Origin of the sequence: Bradyrhizobium liaoningense (assembly GCF_018130825.1) — a bacterium.
In the GTDB taxonomy this organism is placed as follows: Bacteria; Pseudomonadota; Alphaproteobacteria; order Rhizobiales; family Xanthobacteraceae; genus Bradyrhizobium; species Bradyrhizobium liaoningense_B.
The window spans coordinates 44,725-67,230 of record NZ_JAFCJS010000014.1 but is presented as its reverse complement, the minus strand read 5'-3'; the positions used below and the strand labels follow the sequence as shown (position 1 = coordinate 67,230).

The 22,506-nt window shown below is 65.3% G+C and carries 22 protein-coding genes; 14 read left to right on the top strand and 8 right to left on the bottom strand.

The features are described 5' to 3' along the window. Nucleotides 1-160 precede the first annotated feature (160 nt). A complete protein-coding gene (locus JQ603_RS36855) occupies nucleotides 161-2,122 on the bottom strand; it encodes a putative bifunctional diguanylate cyclase/phosphodiesterase (protein ID WP_212348168.1) in 1,962 nt (653 codons plus the stop codon). A gap of 388 nt (nucleotides 2,123-2,510) precedes the next feature. On the opposite strand from JQ603_RS36855, the gene JQ603_RS36850 reads away from it, so the two are divergent. Further along, on the top strand, nucleotides 2,511-3,455 hold the full coding sequence (locus tag JQ603_RS36850) for a hypothetical protein (RefSeq protein WP_212348165.1): 945 nt from the start codon (nucleotides 2,511-2,513) through the stop codon (nucleotides 3,453-3,455). A 12-nt stretch (nucleotides 3,456-3,467) separates the two neighbouring features. Here the strand turns inward: JQ603_RS36850 and JQ603_RS36845 are convergent, their stop codons facing one another. Beyond that, nucleotides 3,468-3,833 (bottom strand): nuclear transport factor 2 family protein, encoded by a 366-nt coding sequence (locus tag JQ603_RS36845; RefSeq protein WP_212348162.1) that lies wholly within the window; start codon nucleotides 3,831-3,833, stop codon nucleotides 3,468-3,470. Between the two features lie 99 nt (nucleotides 3,834-3,932). Here JQ603_RS36845 and JQ603_RS36840 point away from each other — a divergent pair, with 99 nt between their 5' ends. From JQ603_RS36840 to hemC, 3 genes are read left to right on the top strand one after another with little or no spacing between them, the layout of a single operon-like run. Then, nucleotides 3,933-4,523, top strand: a complete 591-nt coding sequence (locus JQ603_RS36840) for a TetR/AcrR family transcriptional regulator (RefSeq protein ID WP_212348159.1) — start codon at nucleotides 3,933-3,935, stop codon at nucleotides 4,521-4,523. 52 nt (nucleotides 4,524-4,575) lie between these two features. Further along, nucleotides 4,576-6,201: a GMC family oxidoreductase gene (locus JQ603_RS36835; RefSeq protein WP_212348156.1), complete on the top strand. Its 1,626-nt coding sequence runs from the start codon at nucleotides 4,576-4,578 to the stop codon at nucleotides 6,199-6,201. 25 nt (nucleotides 6,202-6,226) lie between these two features. Beyond that, a complete protein-coding gene (gene hemC, locus JQ603_RS36830; RefSeq protein WP_212348153.1) occupies nucleotides 6,227-7,207 on the top strand; it encodes a hydroxymethylbilane synthase in 981 nt (326 codons plus the stop codon). A 318-nt stretch (nucleotides 7,208-7,525) separates the two neighbouring features. Here hemC and hemE read toward each other — a convergent pair whose 3' ends face one another. Next, nucleotides 7,526-8,560 (bottom strand): uroporphyrinogen decarboxylase, encoded by a 1,035-nt coding sequence (hemE, locus tag JQ603_RS36825; RefSeq protein WP_212348150.1) that lies wholly within the window; start codon nucleotides 8,558-8,560, stop codon nucleotides 7,526-7,528. Between the two features lie 106 nt (nucleotides 8,561-8,666). Between hemE and JQ603_RS36820 the strand changes: the two genes are divergently transcribed. Both JQ603_RS36820 and JQ603_RS36815 read left to right on the top strand, forming a co-directional pair. Next, nucleotides 8,667-8,882, top strand: a complete 216-nt coding sequence (locus JQ603_RS36820; RefSeq protein WP_212348147.1) for a hypothetical protein — start codon at nucleotides 8,667-8,669, stop codon at nucleotides 8,880-8,882. A 175-nt stretch (nucleotides 8,883-9,057) separates the two neighbouring features. Next, the gene (locus tag JQ603_RS36815) at nucleotides 9,058-10,962 is read left to right on the top strand and encodes a sensor domain-containing diguanylate cyclase (protein ID WP_212348144.1); all 1,905 of its coding nucleotides are present in this window, start codon (nucleotides 9,058-9,060) and stop codon (nucleotides 10,960-10,962) included. A 6-nt stretch (nucleotides 10,963-10,968) separates the two neighbouring features. Here JQ603_RS36815 and JQ603_RS36810 read toward each other — a convergent pair whose 3' ends face one another. Together JQ603_RS36810 and JQ603_RS36805 are read right to left on the bottom strand one after the other, a co-directional pair. Further along, the gene (locus tag JQ603_RS36810; protein WP_212348141.1) at nucleotides 10,969-11,187 is read right to left on the bottom strand and encodes a SlyX family protein; all 219 of its coding nucleotides are present in this window, start codon (nucleotides 11,185-11,187) and stop codon (nucleotides 10,969-10,971) included. Beyond that, nucleotides 11,184-11,930, bottom strand: a complete 747-nt coding sequence (locus JQ603_RS36805; RefSeq protein ID WP_212348207.1) for a rhodanese-related sulfurtransferase — start codon at nucleotides 11,928-11,930, stop codon at nucleotides 11,184-11,186. The genes JQ603_RS36810 and JQ603_RS36805 overlap by 4 nt, the downstream gene beginning before the upstream one ends. A gap of 223 nt (nucleotides 11,931-12,153) precedes the next feature. On the opposite strand from JQ603_RS36805, the gene ggt reads away from it, so the two are divergent. The 5 genes from ggt (at nucleotide 12,154) to JQ603_RS36780 (ending at nucleotide 18,361) form a co-directional block, all read left to right on the top strand. Next, complete coding sequence (gene ggt / locus JQ603_RS36800; RefSeq protein ID WP_212348139.1) at nucleotides 12,154-13,740, top strand: gamma-glutamyltransferase; 1,587 nt, start codon at nucleotides 12,154-12,156, stop codon at nucleotides 13,738-13,740. Nucleotides 13,741-13,956: 216 nt separating this feature from the next. Further along, on the top strand, nucleotides 13,957-14,520 hold the full coding sequence (locus JQ603_RS36795; protein WP_212348204.1) for a (2Fe-2S)-binding protein: 564 nt from the start codon (nucleotides 13,957-13,959) through the stop codon (nucleotides 14,518-14,520). A gap of 4 nt (nucleotides 14,521-14,524) precedes the next feature. Beyond that, a complete protein-coding gene (locus JQ603_RS36790; protein ID WP_212348136.1) occupies nucleotides 14,525-15,541 on the top strand; it encodes an FAD binding domain-containing protein in 1,017 nt (338 codons plus the stop codon). Nucleotides 15,542-15,543: 2 nt separating this feature from the next. Continuing rightward, on the top strand, nucleotides 15,544-17,835 hold the full coding sequence (locus JQ603_RS36785; RefSeq protein ID WP_212348135.1) for a xanthine dehydrogenase family protein molybdopterin-binding subunit: 2,292 nt from the start codon (nucleotides 15,544-15,546) through the stop codon (nucleotides 17,833-17,835). Between the two features lie 61 nt (nucleotides 17,836-17,896). Then, nucleotides 17,897-18,361 carry an FKBP-type peptidyl-prolyl cis-trans isomerase gene (locus tag JQ603_RS36780; RefSeq protein ID WP_212348133.1) on the top strand — a complete coding sequence of 155 codons (465 nt, stop codon included), beginning with the start codon at nucleotides 17,897-17,899 and terminating at the stop codon, nucleotides 18,359-18,361. 58 nt (nucleotides 18,362-18,419) lie between these two features. On the opposite strand, the gene JQ603_RS36775 is transcribed toward JQ603_RS36780, so the two are convergent. Beyond that, complete coding sequence (locus tag JQ603_RS36775) at nucleotides 18,420-18,638, bottom strand: CsbD family protein (protein WP_212348131.1); 219 nt, start codon at nucleotides 18,636-18,638, stop codon at nucleotides 18,420-18,422. A gap of 129 nt (nucleotides 18,639-18,767) precedes the next feature. Between JQ603_RS36775 and JQ603_RS36770 the strand changes: the two genes are divergently transcribed. The 3 genes from JQ603_RS36770 to JQ603_RS36760 all read left to right on the top strand — a co-directional run bounded on the left by JQ603_RS36770 (nucleotide 18,768) and on the right by JQ603_RS36760 (nucleotide 20,363). Next, nucleotides 18,768-19,280: a cupin domain-containing protein gene (locus JQ603_RS36770; protein ID WP_212348129.1), complete on the top strand. Its 513-nt coding sequence runs from the start codon at nucleotides 18,768-18,770 to the stop codon at nucleotides 19,278-19,280. Nucleotides 19,281-19,410: 130 nt separating this feature from the next. After that, the gene (locus tag JQ603_RS36765) at nucleotides 19,411-19,839 is read left to right on the top strand and encodes a VOC family protein (protein WP_212348127.1); all 429 of its coding nucleotides are present in this window, start codon (nucleotides 19,411-19,413) and stop codon (nucleotides 19,837-19,839) included. Nucleotides 19,840-19,874: 35 nt separating this feature from the next. Next, on the top strand, nucleotides 19,875-20,363 hold the full coding sequence (locus tag JQ603_RS36760; protein WP_183250303.1) for a VOC family protein: 489 nt from the start codon (nucleotides 19,875-19,877) through the stop codon (nucleotides 20,361-20,363). Nucleotides 20,364-20,509: 146 nt separating this feature from the next. Here JQ603_RS36760 and JQ603_RS36755 read toward each other — a convergent pair whose 3' ends face one another. Both JQ603_RS36755 and JQ603_RS36750 read right to left on the bottom strand, forming a co-directional pair. After that, nucleotides 20,510-21,661, bottom strand: coding sequence for a hypothetical protein (locus tag JQ603_RS36755; protein ID WP_212348125.1), 1,152 nt, complete (start codon nucleotides 21,659-21,661; stop codon nucleotides 20,510-20,512). Nucleotides 21,662-21,663: 2 nt separating this feature from the next. Next, complete coding sequence (locus JQ603_RS36750; protein WP_212348123.1) at nucleotides 21,664-22,365, bottom strand: FecR family protein; 702 nt, start codon at nucleotides 22,363-22,365, stop codon at nucleotides 21,664-21,666. Nucleotides 22,366-22,506: the final 141 nt, after the last annotated feature.

Below are 22,506 nucleotides of genomic sequence, written 5' to 3'. Positions count from 1 at the left end.
CTGTTTGCCCGCCGACAACCTGACTTCACGGCTTCAATCTAGGCGGGTAGGCCTTGCACTGGCTATTCGGCTTTGGTCGGGGATGGGCGCGTGTCGATGACGAGCAGGCGGGGCGACGCCGGCCTTACGCTCGGAGGCTGACGTTTATGAACAGGCGCACCTACGCGGCGTAGATCGCCCGAAGCTTCTTCGTGTCGAGCAGCGCCCGCACGCCATCTGCCGCCACCGGCCGGCTGATGAGATAGCCCTGCACCTCGTCGCAACTGATCTGACGCAGATATTCGAGCTGGTCGGCGGTCTCGACGCCCTCCGCCACCACGCCGATGTTGAGGTCGCGCGCCAGCGAGATCACGGACTTCACGATCGCGGCGCAGTCCGGCTGCACCAGCATGTCGCGGATGAAGGACTGGTCGATCTTGATACGGCTGAACGGCAGCTTGCGCAGGTAAGTCAGCGATGAGAAGCCGGTGCCGAAATCGTCGAGCGCCACGGTGACGCCGAGTTGCAGCAGCGCGTTCAGGATCGACGCAGCCGAGCCGTATTTCGACAGCAGCATCGATTCCGTGATCTCGATTTCGAACCGGCAGGGAGAGACCTTCGCATCGGCCAGAGCCTGCACGATGGTCTGGAGGATGGCCGTGCTGTGGAACTGCGACGCGGAGAAATTCACGGCGACCCTGATGTCTTCGGGCCAGTCCGCCAGCGTCGCGCAGGCGCGCCGGATCACCCATTCGCCGATCTCGTGGATCAGCCCGGTCTCTTCGGCGATTCCGATGAACTCGCTCGGCGGCACGAGGCCCCGCGAGGGATGCTGCCAGCGCAGCAGCGCCTCGAAGCCGGTGATGCGGTTCTCGTCGAGGTCGAGGAACGGCTGGAAGACGAGGAACAGCTCGTCCCGCGCGATGGCGCCCTCGAGGTCCGCTTGCAGCGCCTTGCGGTCGCGGGACAGCCTGTCGTCGGCTTGCTCGAAGAAGCAGACGGTGCCCGGTCCCTCCTTCTTGGCGCGATAGAGCGCGGCGTCCGCGTTCTTCATGATGTCGAGCGCCATGTTGCCGTCGCGCGGTGCCAGCACGATGCCGACGCTGGTCGCGCCGACGATCTGGCGGCCCTCGATCTGGAACGGTTCGTCGAAGGCCACAACGAAGCGCTCGGCGATCTCGAGCGCGTCCTCGGGCCGCGCCAGATTGGCCATCACCAGCGCGAACTCGTCGCCGCCGATGCGCGCGACGTGCTCGGCCGCGCGGGTGCAGCGCTGCAGGCGGCCCGCGACCTGCACCAGGAATTCGTCGCCGGCGGGATGTCCGAACTTGTCGTTGACCTCCTTGAAGCGATCGAGATCGAGCAGCAGCACCGCGAACTCCTCGCCCGAGAGCGCGAGGCGCTTGAGCGCGGCATCGAGCGTCTCGTTGAAGGCGAAGCGGTTGGGTAGCTGCGTCAGCGGATCCTGCCGGACCGTGCGTTCCGCCTCGATCTGCCGCATCACGCGTCGCGCGAACGAGAACGAATTGACGAACACGCCGCGCAGCAGCACGCTGCCATAGACCACGACGAGGAAGGCGATCAGCAGGAAGGCGAGGTCGCCGTTCCTGCCGAGGCAGATGGCGATGCCGACGAAGATCGGGGCTGTGAAGGCGATGGCCGCGATCGGGACCGTGGCGAAGGCGAGCGCGCCGCCGGCCAGCATTCCCGAGCACAGGCAGGTGATGACGAGCTGGCCGCCGGTCGAGGCATTGGCGAAGAAGGCGACCGGGACGATGCCCCAGGCCGCCCCGAGCAGAAAGGCGTTGCGCACCAGCCGATGCATGGCGCGCTGCGAGACGAAGTGCGGCTTGGTGATGCGGCGCGCGGCGCGGGATTGCAGGCCGAATGCGATCGCCGCTGCGGCGACCGTGACCGCCCAGATCAGGGCGAACGTCCGGTCGGGCGAGGCCCACAGCGCGATGGCCAGCACGACGGCGTTGCAGGCATTGGCGAGCATGATGCCGACCGAATAGCCGAGCACCAGCGACATCTGTTCGGCGCGGATGTGGCCGGCCACGGCTTCGTCCGTTGCAGGACCGCCGAACGCCGACAGATCGCCGGCGAACAGCCGCGCGAAATAGCTGGTCAGTTGAGTCCGCATTCCAGAGCCTAGCAGCAGGGCCGTTTATCCGGCTCGATCCGGAGAATTCTCCGCAAACCTTTGACGAACTATGAATTATCCATGCTGGCGGGGGTGGTCGTGACCACTTCTGCGTGTTCGTTACGCAGTATCGATAACAAATCGATACAAATGCGGTGCTATCCGTCGCGCCTGTGGCACATGGCCTGTTCGGTGGCGGCAAGGAAGCTCTCTGCCTCTTCGCATCAACGCATGCGCGGCTTCGGGTTCCGGAAGACTCCGATCGGCTTTTTGCCGCACCCTGGCCGGATCGAGATGCCGCCCGATCGCGTGATACGTTTGGCGGACCGGCCAGGCCACCGTGCCCCGCGTCGGCACTGGATTCATTCGAAATCCCGAGGGCCTGTCCATGAGCGAGCCTTCAGCCGATGTGTCGGCAACGGTCGAATACACGATGGACAAATGGCGGATGGACCGGGTTCCCTGGGCCATGTGGGCTTGCGTCGCCGGCCTTGCGATCGCGCTTCACGCCGAGAGCCGGGGCCAGAATGGAGCGGTTTTGGCCGCCGTCTATTTGGCTCTCCTGGGTCTGGCGTTCGCAGGCTATGCACTGACGACCCTGATCGGACGGTCCGGCCTGCCACTGCTTCCGGAATTGTTGATCGGAGCCCTTGTCCTGATCGTCTTCTCCGCCCTCATCGGTGGCATCAGCCTGATGGTCGGCGGGTCGACCGGCGGCTCCAGCTATGTCGGCGCGATGCGCAGTCTCTATTGGAGCCATCTCGTGAACCCATCGCTGAATGTTTTCGGCTGGATGCTGCTTTACTTGGGATCGGGATGGATCGCGTTTTCGTCCTATCGGCACTTCCATGCGGATCGGGCGGTCGTCTCCATGTCTGCCGCGGGCATCCGCTTTCACAGGCCCTGGCTTAGGGGTCTCGTCATTCCCTGGCAGGAGGTGCGCGGGGTGGGCCACCTCGAGGTCCCCGGCATCTCGGGGGTTCCGTTTGTCAGTCCGTATTCTGCTGCCGTTACGGTCGGTCAGGATTTCTATGAGCAGCACATCGCGCCGAAGCGGAGCTTCCTTGCGCCACCCGGGTCCGAAGCCATGTTCCAGCCGAAAGGCGAGATGATGCAGGTCGTGCTCAATAGCGCCGACATGACAGTCAAGCCCGATGATTTTCTCGGGCCCGCCGAGGCGCGATGGAAAGCCTTCCGGGATCGGGCCGGATCGTCATCGCATCCCGGCGGCACGATCGTCTATGGACGGTGGTCCATCGACGGCTCTGCATGGCAGACCATTCAGTTTGTTGCGCCTCTCGTCGGCATGGCCGTGGTCGTGCTGTACCGATAGGGGCAATCCTGCTCAGCGACCGAGTTGCTTCGGATCGTAGAAGAAGCGCTCCTCGATGATCTCATTGCCTCGCCAGGTCTGCCACGCGATCTCCTCCAGCGTCCGCGTCACGCCCTCGGCGTTGGTGAAGGAGAATTTCCAGCGGCTGGCGACAATGTCGCCATCGATCAGGCTCGGGCCGAGGCGCACGGCAGTGACCTCCTTGAACGCCGCCAGCACGCCCCGTTCCTTGTCCGCGAGCTTGTCGCGCCCGACCACGGGCGCGGCGAGGTTCTCATAGGTCGCCGCGTCCGGGGTGTAGTAGTCGAGGATAGCGCCGACGAAGTCGCCATCCTCCAGCCGCTTCGCAAAGGCTTCGACGATGTCACGGGTGGGCATGGCGACCTCACAATTAAAACCGACTGATAGTCGGTAAATACCGACCGGTGGTCGAAAAGTCAACTGGCCGCCTGTCGCGAATTCGACTAGACGAGAGCCATGGCGAAACAGGCGGAGCGGCGGGCGGCGACATCGGAGGCGATCCTGACGGCGGCGCGCCGGCTGTTCGGGACGCAGGGCTTTGCCGCCACCACCATGGACGAGATTGCGGAAGGTGCCTCCGTCGCCAAGGGTGCGGTCTATCATCACTTCAAGACCAAGGAGGCGGTGTTTGAAGCCGTGTTCGACGCTGTCTCGCGCGACCTCGTCGCCGAGATCGATCGCACCGCGCGGGCCGAGAAGGACGTGCTCGCCGCAATGGTCGCCGGCACCCAGCATTACTTTGCCGCGACCGCGAAGGGGCCGACCGGCCAGATCATCCTGCGCGACGGTCCCGCCGTGCTCGGCTGGGAGCGCTGGCGCGAGATCGATGCGCAGCATTTTGGCGGCAAGATGCCGCGTGCGCTTTCCGCGGCGATGGAGGCCGGCCTGATCGCGCGGCAGCCGGTCGAGCCGCTGGCGCGTCTGCTGCTCGGCGCGGTCACGGAGGCCGCGGTCGCCTGCGCCGGCCGCGCCGATATCGCAAGGGCGGGCGCGGAATATGCCCGTGCGTTCAAGTCGCTGGTCGAGGCGCTGCGTGCCAAGGCATGATTGTGCTAGTGACGCAACGGAAACGCCACACCAACAAGAAGAACAGTAGCGCATGAATGCAAATTCCTCCCTCACGCCGTCAGATCCCGAATTCGACTACATCATCGTCGGCGCCGGCTCCGCCGGCTGTGTGCTCGCGAATAGGCTATCGGCGAGCGGCAAGCACAGCGTGCTCCTGCTCGAGGCGGGCCCGAAGGATTCGAACATCTGGATCCACGTGCCGCTCGGCTACGGCAAGCTGTTCAAGGAGAAGTCCGTCAACTGGATGTACCAGACCGAGCCGGAGCCCGAGCTGAAGGGCCGCCAGGTGTTCCAGCCGCGGGGCAAGACACTGGGTGGGTCGAGCTCGATCAACGGCCTGCTCTATGTCCGCGGCCAGCACGAGGACTACGATCGCTGGCGTCAGCTCGGCAACACCGGCTGGGGCTATGACGATGTGTTGCCTTACTTCAAGAAGGCCGAGAACCAGTCGCGCGGTGCGGATCAATATCACGGCACGGACGGGCCGCTGCCGGTCTCCAACATGATCGTGACCGATCCGCTGTCGAAGGCTTTCATCGACGCCGCGGTCGAGACCGGTCTGCCCTACAATCCCGATTTCAACGGCGCGACGCAGGAAGGCGTCGGCCTGTTCCAGACCACGACGCGCAACGGCCGCCGCGCCTCGACGTCGGTTGCCTATCTCGGCCCCGCGAGGACGCGCGGCAATCTCAAGATCGAGACTGAGGCGCTCGGTCAGCGCGTGCTGTTCGAAGGACGTCGCGCCGTCGGGGTCGAATATCGCCAAGGCACTTCGGTCCGCCGCGCTCGCGCGCGGAAGGAGGTCGTGCTGTCGAGCGGCGCCTACAACTCGCCGCAGCTGCTCCAGCTCTCCGGCGTCGGCCCCGGCGATCTCCTGCGCAAGCACGGCATCGACGTGGTGCTGGACGCGGCCGGCGTCGGCCACGATCTCCAGGACCACATGCAGGTCCGCATCGTGATGCGCTGCTCGCAGAAGATCACCTTGAACGACACCGTCAATCATCCGCTCCGCCGCACCATGGCGGGCGCGCGCTATGCGCTGTTCCGCAAGGGTTGGCTAACGATCGCCGCCGGCACGGCCGGCGCGTTCTTCAAGACCAGTCCGCGGCTCGCCTCGCCCGACATCCAGGTCCACTTCCTGCCGTTCTCGACCGACAAGATGGGTGAGAAGCTGCACGATTTCTCCGGCTTCACTGCCTCGATCTGCCAGCTCCGTCCCGAGAGCCGCGGCTCCCTGCGCATCAAGAGCGCCGACCCGACCGTGCCGCCGGAGATCCGCATCAACTACATGTCGACCGAGACCGACCGCACCACCAACGTCGAAGGCATCAAGATCCTGCGCAAGATACTGAACGCACCGGCGATGAAGCCGTTCGTGGTCAGCGAGTACGATCCCGGGGCGAAGGTATCCACGGATGGAGAGATCCTGGATTATTGTCGCGAGCGCGGCAGCACCATCTACCATCCGACCTCGACCTGTCGTATGGGCAACGACGCGCTCGCGGTGGTGGACCAGCGGCTGAAGGTGAGGGGTCTCGAAGGCCTCCGCGTCGTCGACGGCTCGGTCATGCCGGACCTCGTCTCGGGGAACACCAACGCGCCGATCATCATGATCGCCGAAAAGGCCTCCGACATGATATTGGAGGATGCGCGGTAATTTCGCTGCTTGAGAGGGTTCGGACTTGGCTACGCGATTCAAGATCGGCACACGCAAAAGCGCGATGGCGCTGGCACAGACGGAAGAGATCGCGCGCCGCCTGACTGCCGCCGTGCCCGGTCTCGATGTCGAGATCGTCAAGTTCGACACCACGGGCGATCTCGACCAGACCAGCAAGCTCTTGCCGCATGGCGGCAAGGGCGGTGCCTTCGTCGCGCAGATCCGCGCTGCCGTGCTGTCGGGCGAATTGCAGGCGGCGATGCATTCGCTCAAGGACATGCCGGGCAACGAGGACACGCCGGGCCTCGTCATCGGCGCCACCCTGTCGCGCGATCCGCCTGGCGACGCACTGGTGCTGCGCGACGGCGTGACGCTGGAGGCGCTACGCCAGTCCCGCGGCAAGGGTTTCAAAATCGGCACCAATGCGGTGCGCCGGGCTGCCTATGCGCGGCGGTTGTTTCCGGATGTGGAAGTGATCCACTTCCGGGGAGCTGCCGACACCCGCGTGCGCAAGCTTGATAACGGCGAGAAGCAGCGCCTGCCGGATGGCGGTGCCGTGGGCCCGGCCGATGCGCTGATCATGGCGCGGTCCGGCCTCGACCGCGTTGGACTTGCTGATCGCATCGCCTACGAATTCACTGCGGCGGAGATGCTGCCTGCAGCAGGACAGGGCATCGTTGCGGTCGAATGCGCCGCGCAGGACTGGCAGACGCGAAAAATCCTGTCATCGATCGACGATCCCGCCGCGCATGCCTCTGCCGATGCCGAGCGCGAGGTGCTGTGGGTGCTCAACGGTCACTGCAATTCGCCGGTGGCGGGCTTCTCGACCATCGCCGGCGATCAGATGTCGCTCGCCGCATCCGTGCTCGACCTCTCCGGCAACACCATCATCGAAGCCTCGCGCAGCGGGCCGGCCAACCGCCCGCGCGAGCTCGGCCGTGCGGTGGGTCTCGATCTGCTGGGCAAGGGCGCGGCGGAGATCATCGAGCGCAGCCGGCCGCGCTAGACTCGCACCAAATTTCTCAAGGGGGCGATGATGGCATTATGCCCCTGTTTTGCCCGACGGGTCAAACCTCGGCGCGATCTGGTGCGATGACGGCCCATCCCATTTCAGCGCACGCTAAGTCATTGACTGGGCGTGGTCTCTCTACTGTGCATGGGGTTGTTTTCGCGGTTTTGTTTGCGGGCTTTCTTTTCCCTCAGCTCATGGTTCGAGACGCGCCGCCACCATGAGGAGTTGGGGGGCCGCGAACACCAGCCTCATCCTGAGGAGCGCGCCCTTGCGCGCGTCTCGAAGGATGGCCGCAAACCGAGATGCCGACCGCTAGCCCCGTACCCGCTTGATCATCTGCTCGACATGGGCGATCGGCGTCTCCGGCTGGATGCCGTGGCCGAGATTGAAGATGAACCGCCCCTCGGCGAAATTCGCCAGCACGTTGTCGACCGCGCGGTCGAGCGCGGCGCCGCCCGTGATCAGCACCAAGGGATCGAGATTGCCCTGCACGGCGACCTTGCTCTGCACGCGCTCGCGGATGAAGGATGGCTCCGCGGTCCAGTCGATGCTGACGCCGTTGACGCCGGTCGCCTCGACGTAACCAGGCAATTGCGCAGCCGCGCCGCGGGGGAAGCCGATGATCTTCGCATCCGGCACCTTCGCGCGCACGCCCTCGACGATGCGCCGCGTCGGCTCGACCGACCATCGCACGAACTCGGTCGGCGGCAGCACGCCGGCCCAGGTGTCGAAGATCTGCAGGGCATCGGCGCCGGCGGTGAGCTGCGCCAGCAGATACTCGATCGAGCTGTCGACCAGCACGTCGACGATCTTCGAGAACGCCTCCGGATGCCGGTAGGCCATCATCCGCGCGGGCGCCTGGTCGGGCGTGCCGTGGCCCGCGACCATGTAGGTCGCCACCGTCCACGGCGCACCGCAGAACCCGATCAGCGCGGTTCGGGAATCGAGCGCGCCGCGCACGATCTTCAGTGCGTCGAACACCGGTTGAAGCTTGCCGAGATCGGCGTGCGTCGCCAGCGTTGCAACCTTCGCCGGATCGTCGAGCGGCTCGAGCCGCGGGCCTTCGCCGGCCTCGAAGCGCACCGAGCGGCCGAGCGCGTAGGGGATCACGAGAATGTCGGAGAAGATGATCGCCGCGTCGAAGCCGAACCTGCGGATCGGCTGCAGCGTGACTTCGGCGGCGAGCTCCGGGTTGAAGCAGAGGTCGAGGAAGCCGCCGGCCTTGGCGCGCACCTCGCGATATTCCGGCAAATAGCGGCCGGCCTGTCGCATCATCCACATGGGCGGGACGGGCTGGCGCTGGCCGGAGAGCACGTCGATGAAGGGCTTTTTTGCAGGCTGGGGCACGAATGGTCCTGAACGAGGTTATGGCTCCTGATACACCGCCCCGGCGCTCAGCGGAACAGGGGAACCAGCGCAATCGGGTCGCGTTGACCAGCCAAAGGAGGAGATCATGGCTGAGAGATTCAATCCCGCCCCGCACGACAAGCACGCCGACGATCTGCGTGAGGCGCTTGCCGCCGATCATCACGGCAAGCTCGATACGGGTCTGGAAGACACCTTCCCCGCGTCCGATCCCGTCAGCGCGGCCCAGCCGACGCCGTCGAAGGCCGATGCGGAGGCGGATAGCCCCTCGCTCTGGGACAAGGTTAAGGCGATCTTCAGCTAGCGGCGTGGGCCGCCGGATTCCGATAGGCCTGCTAAGGTCTTGTTAGCGATGCGTTGATCCCAGCGTCCGTAAGACTACTGGAAAGCGGGGAGATCGCCGCGTATTCCGGTAGTGATTTCAGAGTTCACTAAGAGAAGCAGCAGAGTTTCCGAAACGATCGGAGAAATTCTGCCGCATGAGCGCTGCTACCCAAAGAGCCGGATGGAGCCGCCTGCCGCTGCGCGCGGCGGCGTTCGTCGTGCTGACCTGCGCGACCATCCTCGGCGTCAGCGCCTGGCGCGAATGGGCCGCGCGCGATGCGGTGCTCAGGGGCGCCGAAACCGAGATGGCGAACGTTGCGCGTTCGCTGACCCAGCATGCCGAGGACAGCCTCGATCTGCTCGATTCCGGCGTCGTCGGCGTCGTCAGCCGGCTGGAGATGGACGGCACCGAACCCGCCACGATCGCCAAGCTCAAGAACCTCCTGGAGGCACGCAAGAAGGCGATGGAGCGCGTGCACAGCCTTGCCATCATCGACGACCATGGCAACTCGCTGACCGCGCCCGGCACGATCGGCTCGACCTTCAGCGACGACGCGTTCTTCCGCCAGCACCAGCTCTCGCCGAAGCGCGAGCCTCATTTCGGACGCCCCGTGAAGAGCCTGATCGACGGCGAATGGGTCGTCACCCTGTCGCGCCGCTTCAACAAGCTGGACGGCAGCTTCGGCGGGGTGGTGCTCGCGACCATCAGCTCCCGATATCTCGCGCATTTCTACGAGCAGTTCGAGATCGGCCGCAACAGCTCCGTGGCGCTGACACATGGCGACGGCCTGATCGTCGCGCGCAATCCCAGCAACGACAAGTTCGTCGGCCGCAGCGTTGCCGACGCCCCGCTGTTTCGCGATCCGAGCCTGCAACGGCCGAGCGGCGCCTATCATTTCAAGTCACCGCTTGATGGCGCCGAGCGCGTCAGCTTCTTCAAGCGCAGCACGCGTTATCCGCTGGTGATGCTCGCCACCGTCGACAGGGACGAATTGCTGGCGCCCTGGCGCGCCGCCGCGATCTCCCGCATGCTCTACGTCCTTGCGCTGGTCATGCTGATCGCGATCATCGGCGCGGTGATGGTGCGGCAGTTGCAGCGCGGGCAGCGCATGGCGGCCGCCCTGGTCGAGAAGGAAGCGCATTTCCGCCTGCTCGCCGAAGGCTCCAGCGACATGGTGACCCGGATCGGGCTCGACGAGCGGCTGCGCTATGTCTCGCCGTCGTCGGTTCGCGTTGTCGGCTGGCGGGCCAATCAACTGATCGGAACGCCCGCGCTCACCGGCATTCATGCCGAAGACCTGCCGCAGGTCCAGGCCCTCGTCGACGCCATGAAGCGCGGCGAGAAGGAGGAGGCGCGCGTCACCTACCGCAACTCGCACAGGCAGAAAGGCGAGGTCTGGCTCGAATCGACGATGCGGGTGACGCGCAAGGACAACGGCCGCGTCGATGGCGTGGTCGCGATCTCGCGCGACATCACCGAGCAGAAGAAGCTCGAAACCAAGCTCGAGACGCTTGCGATCGAGGACGGTCTCACCGGGCTTGCCAACCGCCGTCGCTTCGACGAGCGCCTGAACGAGGAGTGGGCGCGCGCCTATCGCGACCGCTCCAGCCTTGCTTTGCTGATGATCGACGTCGATCGCTTCAAGGCTTACAACGACGAGTACGGCCATCCCGCGGGCGACGCCTGCCTGCGGGTTGTGGCTCAGGTCATCGCCGCCGAGGTGCAGCGTCCCGGCGATCTCGCTGCGCGCTACGGCGGCGAGGAATTCGCCATGCTGCTGCCGAACACCGATGCCGCGGGCTGCGCGCGGATCGGCGAGCGGATTCGGAAGGCGATTCGCGGGGCAGGCCTCGTCCACACCAGCAATCATGCGTCAGGCTACGTCACCGCTTCGCTCGGCGGTGCGGCCTGCCGGCCGGCACTGGAGCGCACTGCCGGCGTCGGCACCCTTGTCGAGGCGGCCGATCAGGCGCTCTACGCCGCCAAGGAAGGCGGCCGTGACCGCCTGATGATGTCGGTCCCGGTCGCGAACCTGCTGCCCAAGGCGGTTGGCCAGTAATATCGCTCAATAATGCGGCGGGCGCTCGTTGGCAGGTCCCGATGCATGGGCCTCGGCCTGCTGCAGTCGCTCGCCGAGTTCTGCGATCTTCCGCGTCAGCGCGTCGATCTGCTTCCACTGCGCGGTGATGGTCTGGTTCAGAGTCTCGATGGTGTCGTCCTGATAGGCGATGCGCATCTCCAGCGTGTCGATGCGCTCGCTCAGCGTCTTGATCTCATTCGTCACGTGCCCGCGTCCTTGTCTCGTTCCCGCAAACCGTGGCCGAGCGCGATGCGCTCGTCGAACACGAAACATTCGCCGCGCCAGCGGCTCTGCGCCTCCGGCACCACTTCCAGATATTTCAGGATGCCGCCCCTGAGGTGATAGACCTCGGCAAAGCCGCGCGCGAGCAGGTGCGCGCTCGCCTTCTCACAGCGGATGCCGCCGGTGCAGAACATCGCGATCCTGCGGTGTTTGGCCGGATCGAGCTGCTGCGCGGCAAACTCCTTGAACTGGCCAAAGCTCCTGATGTCAGGATCGACCGCGCCATCGAACGTGCCCATCGCGACCTCGAAGGCGTTGCGGGTATCGAGCACAAGCGTGTCGGGAGCTGCGATCAGCGCGTTCCATTCGTTCGCATCGACATAGGTGCCGACCTGGCGCGTCGGATCGGCGGCCGTATCGCCCAGCGTGACGATCTCCTTCTTCAGCCGCACCTTGAGCCGGCCGAACGGCATCGTCGCCGCAGTCGAGAACTTCAATTCGAGATTGTTCAGCCGGCCGCCGAACAGGGCGCCGTGTGCGAGCTCGTGGGCGAAGGTGTCGATCGCCTCCGGCGCGCCCGCGATGGTGCCGTTGATGCCCTCTTCGGCCAGCAGCACGCTGCCCTTCAGCGCCAGGCCGGCGCAGAACGCGCGCAGCGGCTCGCGCAGCTCGCGGTAATCGGGCAGGGCGGCGAATTGATAGAAGGCGCAGACCTTGTAAGGCATTTTCCTGGACGTCATGGCCGCTCGTTTAGCAGGCGGCCGGCGCCCGGAAAACCCGCATCGCGAGCGCCTGCAAAGGGTCTATACGCCCAGCGGATGGCTGCCATTTCCCTGGTATGCCAGCATTGCCCCGACCGGCCGGAATGTGCCATGTAGACCCGGTTTTTCCGAGACGGCGCGGCGCGCGCATCCACGGCCAAGAAAGCCTAACGAGAGCAAGAATTCGATGAGAAACTTCCATTTCCCCGGCAGGTCCACGGTCCACGCCACCAACGCCATGGTTGCGACCTCGCATCCGCAGGCCTCGCTGGCCGCGATCGAGGTGCTGCGCGAGGGCGGCACGGCGGTGGACGCCGCGGTCGCCGGCTCGGCCGTGCTCAGCGTGATCGAGCCGCAGTCGACCGGCATCGGCGGCGACTGCTTTGCGCTGATCCAGCCGCGCGGCGAAGGCAAGATCATCGCCTATAACGGCTCCGGCCGCGCCCCGAAGGCGGCGAACGCCGACTGGTATCTCGAGCGCAAGATCAATTCCGTGCCGCTGACCTCGGCGCATGCGGTCTCGATCCCCGGCGTGATCGACGCCTTCGCGACCGTGCTGCGCGATCACGGCAAGTTCGGCTTCGACCGCCTGCTGCAGCCCGCGATCAAGGCGGCCGAGGAAGGCTATGTCGTCGCGCCGCGCATCGCCTTCGACTGGAAGAACCAGTTCGAGAAGCTGAAGGCCGGCACCAACACCGTGCGCTACCTGCTGCCGGGCGGCAAGCCGCCGGTGGCCGGCGACGTTATCCGCCAGACCGAGCTCGGCAAGACGCTGCGCGCGATCGCCAAGGACGGCCGCGACGCCTTCTACAAGGGCGCGATCGCGGAGGATATGGTCGAGACCCTGCGCGGCATCGGCGGCCTGCACACGCTCGATGATTTCGCCGCGCACACCACCGAGACGACGACGCCGATCGGCACCGCGTATAAGGGCTACGACGTCTGGCAGTGCCCGCCGAACGGCCCGGGCGTCACGGCGCTGCTGATGCTCAACATCCTGTCGCGCTTCGACCTGACCAAGTACGCGCCCGTGAGCGTCGAGCGCTTCCATCTCGAGGCGGAAGCCGCGCGCATCGCCTACATGAACCGCGAGATGCACGTCGCTTCTCCCGAGCACATGAAGATCAACGTCGCCGAGATGCTCGAGAAGGGTTTTGCCGACGAGTACATCAGCAAGATCCGCATGGACGGCATGCTCGACCTGCCGAACGTTGCGCCCCCGATGAATCCCTCGACCATCTACATCACGGTGGTGGACAAGGATCGGAACGTCTGCTCGTTCATCAACTCGGTCGCGCATTCCTTCGGCTCGGCGATCGTCTCCAACAAGACCGGCGTCTTGTTCCAGAACCGCGCCGGCGGTTTCCGCATCCAGCCGGGCCATCCCAACTGCATCGAAGGCGGCAAGCGTCCGCTGCACACGATCATGCCGGGCCTGCTGACCAAGGGCGGCCGTTCCGCGATGTCGTTCGCGGTGATGGGCGGCCAGTACCAGCCGACCGGCCAGACTCATCTGTTGACCAACATTCTCGACTATGGCTGCGACGTGCAGGAGGCGATCGACATGCCGCGCGGCCTGCACTACGAGGGCCAGTACCAGCTCGAGGACAGCGTTCCCGCCGACATCGTCGAGGGCCTGAAGAAGCTCGGCCACAAGACCACCAGCGTGGTCGGCCCGCTCGGCGGCGCCCAGGCGATCTGGATCGATTGGGACAAGGGCACGCTCACCGGTGGTTCCGATCCGCGCAAGGACGGCTGCGCACTGGGTTATTGATCTTCGCGAGACAGTTCCTCGCAGACGATCAGGAAAAGTTGACGGAGGGCGGCGCGGTATCTGTTGCGCCGCCCTTTCTCATTCGGAACGGGGCTCATCGCTCCCAGTTAAGGGCGGAGCGGCGCAGGTGTGCGCCGCTTGATCCGAAAGCGGCGGAGGCCGTTCATGCCCGACAACTTGAGTTCCAGATCATCCGGCTTCGACCGACGCGCCTTCATGGCCGGTGCTGCCGGCAGCGCGCTTGTTCCGATTACGGCGCGCGCGGCCGCGCAGGACCCGCGCGCACCGGCTGCGCAGGATCCATCACTGCCGGTCGATGTCACGCTGCATGTGAACGGCAAGGATCGGCGTCTGCGCATCGATGCGCGCACGACCGTGCTCGACGCGCTGCGCGAGCATATGGGCCTCACCGGCAGCAAGAAAGGCTGCGATCACGGCCAGTGCGGTGCCTGCACGGTGCTGATCGGTGACCGCCGCGTGGTGTCGTGCCTGACGCTGGCGCTCGCAGCCGAAGGGCAGGAGATCACGACGATCGAAGGCCTCGCTACCGATGATCGCCTGCACCCGATGCAGCAGGCCTTCGTCGACAACGATGCGTTCCAATGCGGCTATTGCACGCCCGGCCAGATCATGTCGGCGATTGCCTGCGTCAAGGAAGGTCATGCGGGCTCCGAGGCCGACATCCGCGAATATATGAGCGGGAATATCTGCCGCTGTGCCGCCTATCCCAACATCGTCGCGGCCGTGAAGCAGGCTGCGCCCGAGATATTGAAAGGCTAAGCGCATGCGATCCTTCCTGTATCAGAGGGCGACGGACCCCGACATGGCCGTCCAGGCGCTGAGCGCAGATGCCGCGGCTAACAACCCGCTGACCCAGGCTACCGCCCAGCCGCTTGCTGGCGGTACCACGCTGATCGATCTGATGAAGCTCGACGTGATGCGGCCTGCCGCGATCGTCGACATCAACCCGCTCGCGGGAGGCTGGTCGGCGATCGAGCCCGGCGGCGAGAACTTGCGGCTCGGCGCACTCGCAAAAATGTCCGACGTCGCCGCGCATGACGAGATCCAGCGCAATTATCCGGTCATCGCCAATTCCCTGAAGCTCGCCGCCAGCGCCCAGTTGCGCAACATGGCAACGCTCGGCGGCAACGTGATGCAGCGGACGCGCTGCAGCTATTTTCGCGATGTCTCCTACGAGAACTGCAACAAGCGCAATCCGGGCTCGGGTTGCGCGGCGATGGACGGCGTCAACCGCATGCACGCCGTGCTCGGCGTCTCCGACCAGTGTATCGCGACCTATCCCGGCGATTTCGCGCAGGCCCTGATCGCGCTGGATGCGACGGTCGAGATCACCGGCAAGTCCGGCAGCCGCAGCATGCCCTTCTCGGAGCTGCACAAGGCGCCGGGCAATTCGCCTGATATCGAGACCACGCTTCAGCCGGGCGAGTTGATCTCGGTCTTTGTCGTGACCGGCCGCTGGCCGCGTTCGGTCTACCTCAAGGCGCGGGACCGGCAGTCCTACGAATTCGCCTTGTCGTCCGCTGCGATCGCGCTCGACGTGCGGGATGGCACGATCCGGGACGCGCGGGTCGCGCTCGGCGGCGTCGCCACGGTCCCCTGGCGCGCCCGCGAGGCGGAGGCGCTGCTCAAGGGGCAGAAATTCGATGACGGCCTCGCGCAGCGCGCTGCCGATGCCGCCTTTGCAGATGCTCGCGGCCGCCGGCACAACAGCTTCAAGATCGCGCTCGGCAAGCGCGTGATGGCACGCGCGCTCCAGCAGGCCGTAACGATGGAGATTTGACCATGACCGCTGCAGCTCCCGAGCCGAAGGCGAATATGGGCCAGCCCGTGCCGCGTTATGACGCGCGCTCGAAGGTCACGGGGCGGGCGACCTACGGGTCCGACATGCCGCTGGCCAATCCGGCCTATGCGTTCCTCGTCACCAGCGCGATTGCCAAGGGCCGCATCGACAATTTCGACCTCGACGACGCCAGGGCCGTCCGCGGCGTGATCGACATCGTCACGCACGAGAACGCGCCGAAGCTGAAGGAGTCGAAGCTGTTCAGCAATGGCGGCTATGCCGGGACCACGATCCAGCCGCTGAAGTCGCCCGACATCGCCCATGACGGACAGATCATCGCGGTCGTTATCGCCGAAAGCTACGAGGCCGCGCGCGAGGCGGCCAACCGCGTCAAGGTCGGCTATACGATCGCTACGCCCAGCGCGACCTTCGACTCGCCGGGCACGACGACGGCCGCGGCGAAGGGACAAAATTCGCAGTTCAAGGAAGACCCGAAGGTCGGCGATTTCGCCAAGGCGTTCGAAGGGGCCGAGATACAGCTCACCGCCTCCTACGATACGCCGACGCAGCACCACAATCCGATGGAGCTGTTTTCGACGAGCTGTGCCTGGATCGGTGACGATCTCGTCATCTACGAGCCCAGCCAGTACGTCCATGGCCTCAAGAACGGCGTCGCCGAGCAGCTCGGTATCGATGCCGACAAGGTGCGCGTGGTCAACCCTTACGTCGGCGGCGGCTTCGGTTCGCGCGGCTCGATGACGCCGCGCACCGCCATCATCGCCGGCATCGCCAGGCGGCTGAACCGGCCGATCAAGCTGGTCCCGACCCGCGACCAGGGCTTCACCATCACGACCCACCGCGCCGAGACGCGCCACGAGATCAAGCTCGGCGCCAGGCGCGACGGCAAGCTGGTGGCGCTCAGACATGAGGGCGCCGAGGTCTCCTCGCGGCCGGACGCCTATTGTGTCGGCGGCACCAAGACCACGACGCGGCTTTATGCCTGCCCGAACGTCGACAGTCTGGTGTCGATCGTGCGCGCCGACCGCAACACGCCCGGCTTCATGCGCTCGCCGCCGGAGGTGCCTTATTTGTTCGCGCTGGAAAGCGCGATGGACGAGCTCGCCGTGAAGCTCAACATGGATCCCGTCGAGCTTCGCCGCATCAATGACACCACGACCGAGCCGATCGGCGGCAAGCCCTATACGTCGCGATCGCTGATGGCATGCTTTGACGAAGCCGGCAAAGCCTTTGGCTGGGCGCAGCGATCGCGGCAGCCGAAATCGATGGCGGAGGGTGACTGGCTGATCGGCTATGGCTGCGCGGCCACCTGCTACCCGACCCAGATGGGACCGGCGGCGGCCCGTGTGCGCCTCCAGCGCGACGGCCGCACCCGCGTCGAGATCGCCGGCCATGAGATCGGCACCGGCGCCTATACGGTCATCGCGCAGACCGCGGCCGAGCGGCTCGGCGTGCCCCTGGAGAGGGTTGCGGTCTTCATCGGCGACAGCGATCTGCCGCCGGCGCCGGTTGCGGGCGGCTCGAACTCGACCGCCAGCACCTGCTCGGCGGTGATGATGGTGTGCGACCAGATCCGCCAGCGCCTGTTCAAGGCCGTGATGCCGAGCGACAGCCTCACGGAGAAGGCCAAGGAGACCGTCGGCATCAGCCAGGCGCCGAGCACGCAGGCGGCGAAGAGCGATCGTCCGCTCGATATCGAGAAGGCGTTCGACGCGCTCGGCGTCGGCGTGGTCGAGGAATATGGCGAGTGGAAGCCGGAGGGCGCGCCGCTGGACTCGTTCCGGGCCATGCACAGCGGGCACGTCCGGCTCGTGGGCGGCCATCAGATGAAGGACAAGATCGCCTACGCATTCGGTGCCGAATTTGTCGAGGTCAGGGTCAACCGCTTCACGCACGAAATCCGCTGTCCTCGCCTCGTCGGCGCGTTCGCGGCCGGCCGCATCATGAACCCGCGCACGGCGCGCAGCCAGCTGATGGGCGGTCTGATCTGGGGCATGTCCTCGGCACTGCTCGAGGCCACAGAGATCGACGAGCGCAGCGCGCGCTACGTCAACGACAATCTTGCCGATTATCTCGTGCCCGTGAATGCGGACGTACCCGGCGTCGAGGTGATCCTGCTCTCCGAGCAGGACGATCACATCAACCCCGCGGGTGCGAAGGGCCTGGGCGAGCTCGCCAATGTCGGCACCAATGCGGCGATCTGCAATGCGCTCTATCACGCCACCGGTCAGCGCATCCGCAAGCTCCCCGTCAGGCTGGAAAATATCGAGGTCTAAAGGGGTGGAAACGGCGTCGGCGTTGGGTTAGACACCTCCCGCCTCAAATGGAAGGTGTCTAATGCAGCGTTTCCAGCGCGTGCTCTTCGCTATCATGTCGGCACTCGCGATCACGGTGATCGCCAGCGTGTCCGATTTCGTTTCCACCACGGCCTCGGCCCAGACCGCAGGAAAGACCATGACCACAGCTTCAGGCTTGCAGACTATCGACAGTGTCGTCGGCACCGGCGCTTCGCCGAAGCCCGGCCAGATCTGCGTGATGCACTACACCGGCTGGCTTTATGAGAACGGCCAGAAGGGCAAGAAATTCGACTCGTCGGTCGATCGCAACGAGCCGTTCGAGTTTCCGATCGGCAAGGGCCGCGTGATCGCAGGCTGGGACGAGGGCGTCGCCTCGATGAAGGTCGGCGGCAAGCGCACGCTGATCATTCCGCCGCAGCTCGGCTATGGCGCGCGCGGCGCCGGCGGCGTGATCCCGCCGAACGCAACGCTGATGTTCGATGTGGAATTGCTCGCGGTGAAATAACACACAAACAAAAAGACCGGCCTCGCGGCCGGTCTTTTCGCTTTCAACCCTGCGCGCGCTACTCCGCAGCGCGGCGTGCGGCAGCCGCGGCGCGATCCATCGCTTCCTTCGCGGCGTCCTTGGCATCGCCCATGGCCTGCTGGCCCTTGCCCTTGACTTCCTGGACCGCGCCTTCGCCCTTCATGCGGTCGGAACCGGTGGCTTCACCGACACCCTGCTTGGCTTTGCCGATCGCCTCGTTGGCCGTGCCTTTGATCTTGTCGGTCGTGCTACCCATGAAAATTCTCCTTCGATTTTGCTCGCGAGGACAACGTCAGGCAGCTACGAGAGTTCCGATTTTGGTATGGCTTGCGGATGCGGCTTTGGGTTAGTTTGGCGCGCACGGAACCAACAGAAAGCAAGTCACATGACCGGCCATGACCATTCGCATTCCCACCATGACCACGATCATGACGATCACTGGAAACATGACGGCGTGCGCGTCATTCCCGGCAACCAGCTCGACACCAACGTGCCGTCGACACCGGGCATGAACCGCGCGGCAGCCATCAATTTCGCGCGCGTCGGCGCGCAGAAATTGTGGGCCGGCACCGTGAACATCAAGCCCGACGCCAAGACCGGCGCGCATCACCACGGCCACCTCGAAAGCGTCATCTACGTCGTGAAGGGCAAGGCGCGGATGCGCTGGGGCGAGAAGCTGCAATTCACTGCGGAGGCCGGCCCCGGCGATTTCATTTTCGTCCCGCCTTACGTGCCGCACCAGGAGATCAACGCCAGCCCGGACGAGGTGCTGGAATGCGTGCTGGTGCGCAGCGACGGCGAGGCGGTGGCGATCAACCTCGACATCGAGCCGGTCGAGAAACCCGAGACCGTGCTGTGGATCGACCCCGTGCACCGGGACCCCAACGAGAAGAAGTAAGCCTGCCTGATCGCCTGCCGGTTCTGTGCGGCAGAACCGCGCTGGCGCGGCCTCAAAAAATATCCGGAAGCTGTGTCGGGTGGCTGTTGGCCCGTCCGTCCTTGGGTGGAACCCGCCCAAGGAGCTTCCGATGCCCAGGATGATCTTCGTCAATCTGCCGGTGACCGACCTCAAGCGCGCGACCGCTTTCTACGAGGCGATCGGGGCGGTCAGGAACCCGCAATTTTGCGACGATACGGCGAGCTGCATGGTCTTCTCCGAGACCATTTTCGCCATGCTCCTGACCCACGACAAGTTTCGTCAGTTCACGCCGAAGCCGATCGCGGATGCCAGGACCTCGAACCAGGTGCTGTTCTGCCTGTCCGCGGACAGCCGCGATGAGGTCGACGACATCGTCGCCAGGGCCGAGGCCGCCGGCGGGGTGGCCGATCCCGGCCCGAAGGACGAATACAGCTTCATGTACGGCCGCAGCTTCGAGGATCCGGACGGCCACATGTGGGGTGTGAACTGGATGGACCTCGCGGCCTTCGCCGCGCAGTCCGACATGGCGCATGCCTGAGCGAAACCCAAGCCAGCTGAAGAGGAGCATTCACGATGTCCAAGCTCGTGCCCTGCATGTGGTTTAATGGCGATGCCGAGGAAGCCGCGAAGTTCTACACCTCGCTGGTGCCGAATTCGGAGATCACGCACGTTCAGCGCAATGTCTCGGACGGCCCGTCCGGCAAGACAGGCTCCGTGCTCGTCGTCGAGTTCACGGTGGCTGGGCAGCCGCTGGTCGCGCTCAATGGCGGCATGAAGATGGAGTACACCCACGCGATCTCGTTGATGATCCATTGCGACGACCAGGCCCAGGTCGACAGCGTCTGGAATGCGTTCCTCGCCCATGGCGGCAAGGAGGAGCAGTGCGGCTGGCTCAGGGATCGCTGGGGCGTGGCCTGGCAGGTGGTGCCGAAGGTGATGTTCGAATTCCTGTCGAGCCCCGACAAGGCCGCGGCCGCGCGCGCGATGCAGGCCATGATGAAGATGGTGAAGCTGGACGTGGAGGTGTTGCGGCGCGCGTTCGAGGGCAAGTCGGCGGCGTGAGGGCAGCACAGGTGCCGTAGGGGCGTCAGCACAGGTGCCGTAGGGTGGGCAAAGGCGCAAAGCGCCGTGCCCACCGTCCATCCCCGATCGCGAGAGTTGGTGGGCACGCTGTCGCTTTGCCCACCCTACGAGACCGTGCCCGCCGGCTAATAATTGATCCTCAGCCCCACGCCGCCATGAATCGTGTTGCCGACCGGCTGCGGACCCAGCGTGCCGTTGGCGAACAAATCCACGATCCAGCCCTTCTGCACGCGGAAGCCGAGGCGGCCGCCATATTCGAACCAGCCCTGGTTGCCCATGGTCGGCACCACCGTGCCGTTGCCGGTCACCGTGGCGACGATGCCGCTATGGCTGGCGAACGACTGCACCCAGCCGCCGTTGATGTTGGTCTCGATGTTGCTGCCGTAGAGATGCGTCCACTGGCCGCCGATCTTGACGAGGCTGGTGCGGTCGGTGCCATCAGCGATGCTGGCGTCGAATGGATTGAACGCCACCGCATTGTCGCTATAGCCGGAGACGCGCTGCCAGAGCTGCCAGACCTCGATCGAGGCTGCGACCTCGTCGCGCGGTGACACGCGGCTCATCCAGCCGGCACGGCCGTAGACCGCGTAGTTCGAAGCGTTGGTCGAACTCGTGACGCTGACCGGGCCGAGGCTGGTGTTGTAGCTGCGCGTGTAACGCGCCTTCTCCCATGGCGTCAGGATGGTGCCGACGTCGAAGAATGGGCGCGAGGAGCCCCAATCGGTGAAGTCATAGCGCAGCGCGAAGGCTCCGATCGGCGCGCTGGTGATCTTGTAGCCGCCCTCGTTGTACTGTGTGTAGGCGATGCCGGCGAGCAGCGACAGATTGTTGGTCAGCTCCTTGCGGCCGTGGATGCCGGCCGAGAACGAGCCGGCCGAGCCGAATGCGCTGATGCAGTCGCTGCAATTGATTTGCTCGTTGACGCCGAGCAGCACCGTGCCGAGCACCCGGTTGGTGATCATCTGGTTGAAGCGCTGATTGGCGAGGCCGCCGATCGAATTGCCGCTGGAATCCGCGCCCGTCGGTGTCGGGCTCGGCGACGGATACGGATTCGGCGAGGGAGACGGTGCCGGTGTGGGCGTCGGTGCCGGTGTCGGTGTGGGCGTTGGGGACGGCGAGTAGGTCGGCGACGGGTAGGGCGTCGGCTCGCCGCACTCGGACTCGCACTCCGCCGACTGGGCCGCTGCCGGACGCGTATCGAAAGCGAGAAGCGAAAACGCAGCGGCTGCAATCAGTGCAGCGGCGAGGATGAGGCGCCTGAAGTCGAACTTTACCATCGTCACCGCCCGCACAGCATGCCGTCGTCATGGACGGCGGGCGTGATGGTCGGCGAGGCGTCGGCGTATTGGTTGACCGCGCACAGCCCGGCGCTCGCGGCGCAGTTGGCGGCGAAGGTCCAGGGCGGCGTGCTGGTCTTGGTGATGGAGACCTTGCCGCCGGTCGAGGTGATGATCGCGGTGTCGCCGGGCTGGGTCAGCTGCACGCATTGGAAGCTCAACGTGCAGACACTCGCGGCGCCGTCCTGAAGCACGACGACGGAGCGGCCGCGCTGGGAGAGGATGTCGAGCGTGGTGCCGCGCACGCCGATGGTCGCGAGCGGCGTCGTGATCTTGTAGGCGGTCTTCTCGGAATGCCCGGTGACGAAGCGGAATGCGCCAGTCGTCATGCGGATCGCGACGTCGCGATAGCTGTGCTCGTCGTTGAAGACGGTGCGGTCGAGCTTCAGCGTGGCGCTCGGGCCGAGCGACAAATTGGTGCTGTCGGCCATGACGAAGCGCGCTGCGCTGTCGGCGCCGGTGCGCACGGTCTCGTCGCGCAGCATGCTGTCGCCGACGCTGATCGGCGTCGTGGTCGCGGCCACCCGCACCACCTCGTTCTGGATCACGACGGCTTCGCCGACGCGCGTCTGCGCCTGCGCGCAAGGCGCGGCACACAATGCGGCCGTGAGCAGTGTGGGGAAAAGCCAGAAACGCAAATTCATTTCGCAACCGATCGATGTGTCCCTGATCGTACCGGACCGCGCGCGCTTCTGATGTAGCGAAATTATCACAAGCGGCGTGGACGTGCGTTATGCTTAGTGACACTTGCGGCGGATTGCGTTCAATGAGAAGAGTGACTTTCG